Genomic DNA, 6,293 nt, shown 5'->3' with positions numbered 1-6,293 from the left:
AATCCTTCTGGAAAACATCCAGGAAGGAAAAACCTGGAATGGAGAGATTCAGTCAATTAACAAAAAAGGCGAAACCGTTTGGGATAAAATCTACATTACCCCGGTACTCAACGATGAGAATACCATCTCCAATTTCATTGCCATAAAAGAAGATGTTACGGAAAAGCGTCTGCTAACACAATCGCTCAGAGAATCTATTGACACCCTTAAAACCATCACGGAAAACCTGCCTGTGGGTATCCTTATCACCGACAAAGACCAAAACATCATCGAAATAAACTCCACAGCTGCCATAATTATGGGTTTTAACAGTCTTGAAGAAGCTATTAGAGAAGTAAAAGATCAGGATTACAATCAGCTTTTCGAAACCATCAAGCGAGACCACTATAAGGATGATGGATCAGGCCTGATGATTTCTACACTTGAAGAAAGACTTAATGTAAAAGAAAACAACATCTCCCGAATCATCCTTAAAAATATTATTCCCCTTAAGCTAAACAACCAACAGGTACGCCTGGAAGCATTTATGGACATTTCTGCTCAGAAAGAGATGCAAAACAGGGAAGCAGAAGCCAACAAGGCAAAGTCGGAGTTTCTTGCCAATATGAGCCATGAAATCCGCACCCCTATGAATGGCATTATAGGAGCCACAGAACTGCTTGGACAAACCCGACTAAACCGGGAGCAACAAAATATTACCACTATCATCAGCCGATCATGCGACAATCTGCTGAACATCATCAACGACATCCTGGACTTTTCAAAAATTGAAGCAGGGAAAATGAAGATTGAGAACTATTCGTTCAACGTTCGTTCTACCGTTGATTATTTGCTCGATCAAATGGCATTCAGGAGCCATGACAAAAACCTGGAGTTAATTGCATCCGTGGAGGAAACCATCCCCTCGTATCTAATAGGTGATGAAGGACGCCTGATTCAAATCATCATCAACCTGATGGGAAACGCTGTAAAATTCACTCAGGAGGGAGAAGTGGTTTTAAAAGTTGACCTGGAAAAACAGGAAGGTCAGGAACTCTGTGTCCATTTTGCCATAGAAGATTCAGGAATAGGCATTCCACCCGACAAGAAAGAAAAGATATTCGAGTCATTTACACAAGCCGATGGCTCAACAACCCGCAAATATGGCGGAACGGGACTAGGCACCAGTATATCCAAGATGTTGGTAGAATTGATGGGGGGTAAAATATGGGTCGAAAGTCCGAATCCAAATTTCGCATGGTCTGACGAGAATCCGGGTTCAGTTTTTCATTTTGTCCTTCCATTTAAAGTAGATAAGCAAAACCTGCGTAAGGAATTAACAAACCCCCGGATGAAATCCTTGAAAGCACTTATTGTTGACAATCATAAAACCAATCTTCTCCTGCTTAAAAAGGCATTTCACAACTGGGGAATCACTCCAGTTGCAGTCAATGATGAGAAATCTGCCATTGAAAAACTAACAAACAATACTGGTTTTAACCTAATTCTGGTCGACTCCCATATCTTCAGCAAAAACGACGAATCACGGATTGACAAAATAAAAGAAATTGCTCCGAATATTAAGACCCTGCTCCTCACATCACAAAATAAACATGCATTTCAGGGGTTTGACATGGTGCTGGAGAAGCCAATTAAACATACTGAACTTTATCAAATAATCAATCAGTTGATATTTGGGATTAAACCTGAAAATGATGCTGTAAACTACATCTCACAAGAAAAAGACAACAAAAGAATTTTATTGGTAGAAGACAATCCCATCAACCAGAAAATTACAGAAAAAATGCTGAGTAGAATAGGTATGGTTACTACTATCACAAACAACGGGGCTGAGGCCGTAGCTCTGATAGTGAAAAAACATGAAGCTTTCGATGCAATTCTGATGGATATCCAAATGCCGGTCTTGAACGGCCTTGATGCTACCCGGGAGCTGCGAAAAGCAGGAATTTCCACGCCTATCATTGCAATGACTGCAAATGTATTAAAAGGCGACAGGGAGGCTTGTCTGGAAGCGGGAATGAACGACTACATTGGAAAACCGGTAAAACTGAATGACCTGCAACACACCATTCAAAAATGGATGTAGTGACGCACAACAAAATGCTTTTCTATAAAAAGAACTGCACTGCCCCTGTTCCCAATACCAAAAGCCAAAGAAGAAACTCACGCCAGAATTTGTGGCCAATCTTGTCAAACCAGAATGCAAGTACAATTGAAGGCCCAATTGCCATAATGGGAGTAATTTCAATTGAAAAATAGGGCGTAAGACAGAGCGCGGTTGTTATCAAAATCAGCCACACAACTACTCTGAAGTGCTTCCGTGTAATAATTTTTTGTCGGGGAATATATCTGACCAGCGTCACCAGTCCTGTTAACGTAAGCAATATTACCACCGGCAAATAAATCTCAGAAATCAGATTGTGATCCAACTGTCCGGTATTGCTGAAAAGATTCAAAACAAAATAGACCGCAAATTCTTCCACATCAGAAAACACGAAAAAATACCCGGCACTCAAAATAAAAGGCAACAATAATCCGAGAAATGCGGCAATAAACGACCGGAAAGTAAGAACCCTGAGCACCCCCATCGCAACAACAAGCATGGGAAACAGATAAATTCCTTTAGCATACATCAGCACCCCTACGCCCAATAATACCCCTCCATCGAAGCACCGTACCTCCTTTCGCGAAGAGTTTGGAGCACCCATGATGCGTTCTAACCCCAGAAGAAAAAACAAGGTGAACATCCACACCATGTGCAGACGCTGAACGGTAAGGAAGCCGCTTACCAACAAACCAAAAAGAACGGCAGGTAATACCGACTGCCTACTCAATAAACCATAACGGCCAACCACCCGGTTGACCGTAAATGCTATCAAAACAGCAAGCACATAAGACAATACTGCTGCCCAAAATACACTTTGCCCAAAAACAGGACGTATCAACCACTCCCACAAAGGCATATTTATCCCTTCAAAGCTAATTGGTTGAACTCCCTCAAAAAGAAAAACCCTGACCCAAAACAAGAGAATTATAAAAGGGACCAGAATAAAAGCTATTAAGCTATTATTGTGCAACGTCCTGTAGAGCATTTTTAATTACTTTAAATCAAACCCGATGTCCTTTCGGTAGTACTTTTTTTCAAATTGAATTTTTTCAGCATTTCGATAGGACTTCTCAAGCGCCTCATCTATAGAGCTACCAAGCGATGTAACGGCTAGAACACGCCCTCCGGAGGTAACGACTCCATTACTGCTTGTTGTCCCTGCATGAAAAACAATACTGCCTTCTACGTGGTCAAGGCCTAAAATGTTTTTCCCTTTTTCATATTTTCCGGGATATCCGCCTGAAACCATCATTACAGTTACTGCAGTACGAGGATCGAACTTTGGCGTCAGGTCTTTTAACCTACCAGCAGCTACAGCCTTAAATACTTCAACCACATCCGTTTGCAAGCGAGGCATTACCACTTCTGTTTCCGGGTCACCCAGACGTACATTGTACTCAATTACGTAAGGCTCCCCCTCCACTTTTATCAGACCAAAAAAGATAAACCCTTTATATTCGATTCCATCTTCTTTGAACCCTTCTATCGTTGGTTTGATAATTCGCTTCTCAACTTTGTTCATAAAGTCTTCATCAGCAAAAGGAACGGGTGAAACGGCTCCCATTCCTCCTGTATTCAGGCCCGAATCGCCCTCACCAATCCGTTTGTAATCCTTGGCCTCGGGTAACATCATGAAACTGTGCCCGTCGGTAACCACAAAAACTGACAGCTCAATTCCCGACAAGAATTCTTCAATAACCACCGTGTTGCTGGCCTTGCCAAATTTTCCGCTCAACATCATCTGAAGCTCATTTTTGGCTTCATCAATGTCATCAATAATCAACACCCCTTTGCCTGCTGCCAACCCGTCAGCTTTTAAAACAAAAGGAGATTTCAGAGTATTTAAAAAACGCTCCCCTTCATCAATGGTATCTAGCGTAACGGCCAGGTAGCGCGCAGTTGGAATTTTATGTTGCACCATAAATTGTTTGGCAAATTCCTTACTCCCTTCCAGCTGAGCACCTCTGGACGAAGGGCCGATGACTGATACCCGGGAAAGGTCCGGGTCATTGAGAAAGAAATCAGTGATCCCTTTTACCAATGGTACTTCCGGCCCTACAACCACCATCTCAATATTATTTTTGATAACGGCATTTTTCACCCCGTTAAAATCTTCGGGATCCACATTCAGATTCTTCCCGATGAGTCCGGTTCCGGCATTTCCCGGTGCAATAAAAAGATTATCAAGTAAGGGACTCACCCTCATTTTCCAGGCAAGTGCATGTTCCCTGCCACCAGATCCCAGGAGCAAAATATTCATAATTTTCTCTTATTTTGGTTTATAGAAGTCAATAATTCTGTTGTATAACCATTGAGCTTAATCCATTTCAGAACCTCTGGAAGAGCCTCTTTAAGATTGGGCCAGGCTTTTAACGAGTCGTGAAAAACGATTATAGAACCGGGCCTGATATTCCGAAGCACATTTGCGGTGACCTCCCGAGACATTAGTGACCGATCGTAATCGCAGGACAAAACATCCCACAAAACAACATTAATTCCCTTCTTACTTATGGCGGTTATCCACCAGGGAAATATAATCCCATGAGGAGGCCGAAACCACTGTGTGGGACCGCAATACACAAGCCCCCTGTCAATATCCTTCAAATAGTTCTTAAGCCCTATCTTATGTCCGGCTCTGTGTGAAAAACCATGACATCCAATCTCAAAACCCTCCGTCTTGAGATTTTCGAAAACACCCTGATATTTACGAACATTGTCACCAATGCAGAAAAAAGTTGCCTTCGCTCCGGCTTCTTTTAACTGTTGAATAACCCAGGGAGTGATCCCGGGAACCGGCCCATCGTCAAATGTCAGGAAAACACGTTTCTCAACAGTTTTCTCTCTCCAAATGGCTCCTGGAAAAAGCCATCGCATCCAGGCAGGCGGCCTCACTATCCATGAGTTTGTATTACTCAAAAAATCCCATTTTCTGAAGACTTGAATTGTATTCCTGATCAAGTCCTTCCAGTATACCTTCTCTCTCAAACCGCTCGGCAGTTCGCACAATCTCTCCATAAATGGCCATATTGCGACGAATATCATTCATAACAGAGTTCCGTTTTCGGGGTGGCAGTGAAAGAAAAAAATCCAGTTCCTGAAAATTAACCTCCGCAAATCCTTTCAATATTTCATCCCCCTTATCGAAGGCTCCGGCCCGGTAATACCCTTCGGCCAGAAAAACAGAGAAATAGTTATGAGGAACTCTATCTGCGGGCAGTACATCCATGGCTTTGTCCAGCACATCAAGTGCTTTATCCGATTTTCCTTCATCGAGCAAGGCTGTGGCCAGACGCCCCATATTGTTCCGGATATTTATAGCCATTCGTTGGTGGTTTTCATCCAGATAAACCCGGGGATTTTTAAAATTATCAAGTTTGTAAACCTCCATAAAGTTACGGTAAGCCTTTTCAGTATCCACCCTACCGGTTAATCCTTGCTGATTTTCAGCTTTAATGGGAACGATCCTGTATCCAAAGCCTTCGAGTTGAAAATAACTGTCCAGTCCCACATAATTATCGCTTCCCACCGTTACGGCATAAAAAATAGGTCGGTCCCAATCATTTGTCGCAAGCATATCCAGTACAATCATCTCGTTTTTAAGCAGATAATCACGATTCCCCACATTAATTTGAATAACAGAGTCAATCAAATGGGCATATTCCTCACTAACAAAATCTTTTTGCAACAACTTCAGACTGTCAGCAGGCAAACTGAAAGAATTGGAAGGCAGGTATTCTATGCGTCCGCTATATCCGGGAACGCGCTTGGTTCGTTCGTTTTCACTTTTCAGGAACTCCATTGCTTCCTTTAAATCAGGTGCCCCTTCCATCCTGTTAATGAGATACACCATATCACGGGTTCCGGTTACATATTGATCATGATTCATTGAAATAGGAAGCGGTTCTGACTCATACGATTGTCGCTTCATCTGATCAATGTACCAGTCTGTTTGCAGATAACTCAGGTTACATACTCTCACATCGGTACGAACACCTTCCACCTCCTGCACATACCAAAGCGGGAAAGTATCGTTGTCGCCGTTGGTGTAGATAATGCCGTTTTCATCAATGGTATTGAGATAATTAATGGCCAGATCGCGGGCAATGGTTCGGTGCGAACGGTCGTGATCGTCCCAGTTTTCGGCAGCTAGAATACCCGGAACCAAACCAAGTGCTACAAATGTTGA

The 6,293-nt window shown here is 42.6% G+C and carries 4 protein-coding genes and 1 pseudogene; 1 reads left to right on the top strand and 4 read right to left on the bottom strand.

Features of this window, described 5'->3' with window-relative positions; all coding sequences use genetic code 11:
* Positions 1-2,086, top strand: a 2,086-nt coding sequence (locus tag QZZ43_RS18730; RefSeq protein WP_291862476.1) for a PAS domain-containing hybrid sensor histidine kinase/response regulator, incomplete at its 5' end; no start/stop codon positions are given.
* 22 nt (positions 2,087-2,108) lie between these two features.
* On the opposite strand, the gene QZZ43_RS18725 is transcribed toward QZZ43_RS18730, so the two are convergent.
* From QZZ43_RS18725 to QZZ43_RS18710, 4 genes and pseudogenes are all read right to left on the bottom strand, one after another.
* Positions 2,109-3,092 (bottom strand): hypothetical protein, encoded by a 984-nt coding sequence (locus QZZ43_RS18725; protein ID WP_291862474.1) that lies wholly within the window; start codon positions 3,090-3,092, stop codon positions 2,109-2,111.
* 6 nt (positions 3,093-3,098) lie between these two features.
* A complete protein-coding gene (purD, locus tag QZZ43_RS18720) occupies positions 3,099-4,367 on the bottom strand; it encodes a phosphoribosylamine--glycine ligase (protein ID WP_291862471.1) in 1,269 nt (422 codons plus the stop codon).
* Positions 4,364-5,023, bottom strand: coding sequence for a polysaccharide deacetylase family protein (locus tag QZZ43_RS18715; RefSeq protein WP_291862467.1), 660 nt, complete (start codon positions 5,021-5,023; stop codon positions 4,364-4,366). Before QZZ43_RS18715 ends, purD begins: the two co-directional genes overlap by 4 nt.
* Positions 5,016-6,293, bottom strand: a pseudogene (locus QZZ43_RS18710) (hypothetical protein); the annotation flags it as partial. The pseudogene QZZ43_RS18710 and the gene QZZ43_RS18715, both read right to left, overlap by 8 nt.

Origin of the sequence: Marinilabilia sp. (assembly GCF_016278715.1) — a bacterium.
Classification (GTDB): Bacteria; Bacteroidota; Bacteroidia; order Bacteroidales; family Marinilabiliaceae; genus Marinilabilia.
Note: the sequence above shows the minus strand (reverse complement) of the source record. Positions and strands in the feature narration are given on the sequence as shown.

Bases quoted from the DNA above. Each gene is read 5' to 3' on its own strand.
- QZZ43_RS18725 (WP_291862474.1), bottom strand. From the start codon at position 3,092: ATGCTCTACAGGACGTTGCACAATAATAGCTTAATAGCTTTTATTCTG.
- purD (WP_291862471.1), bottom strand. From the start codon at position 4,367: ATGAATATTTTGCTCCTGGGATCTGGTGGCAGGGAACATGCACTTGCC.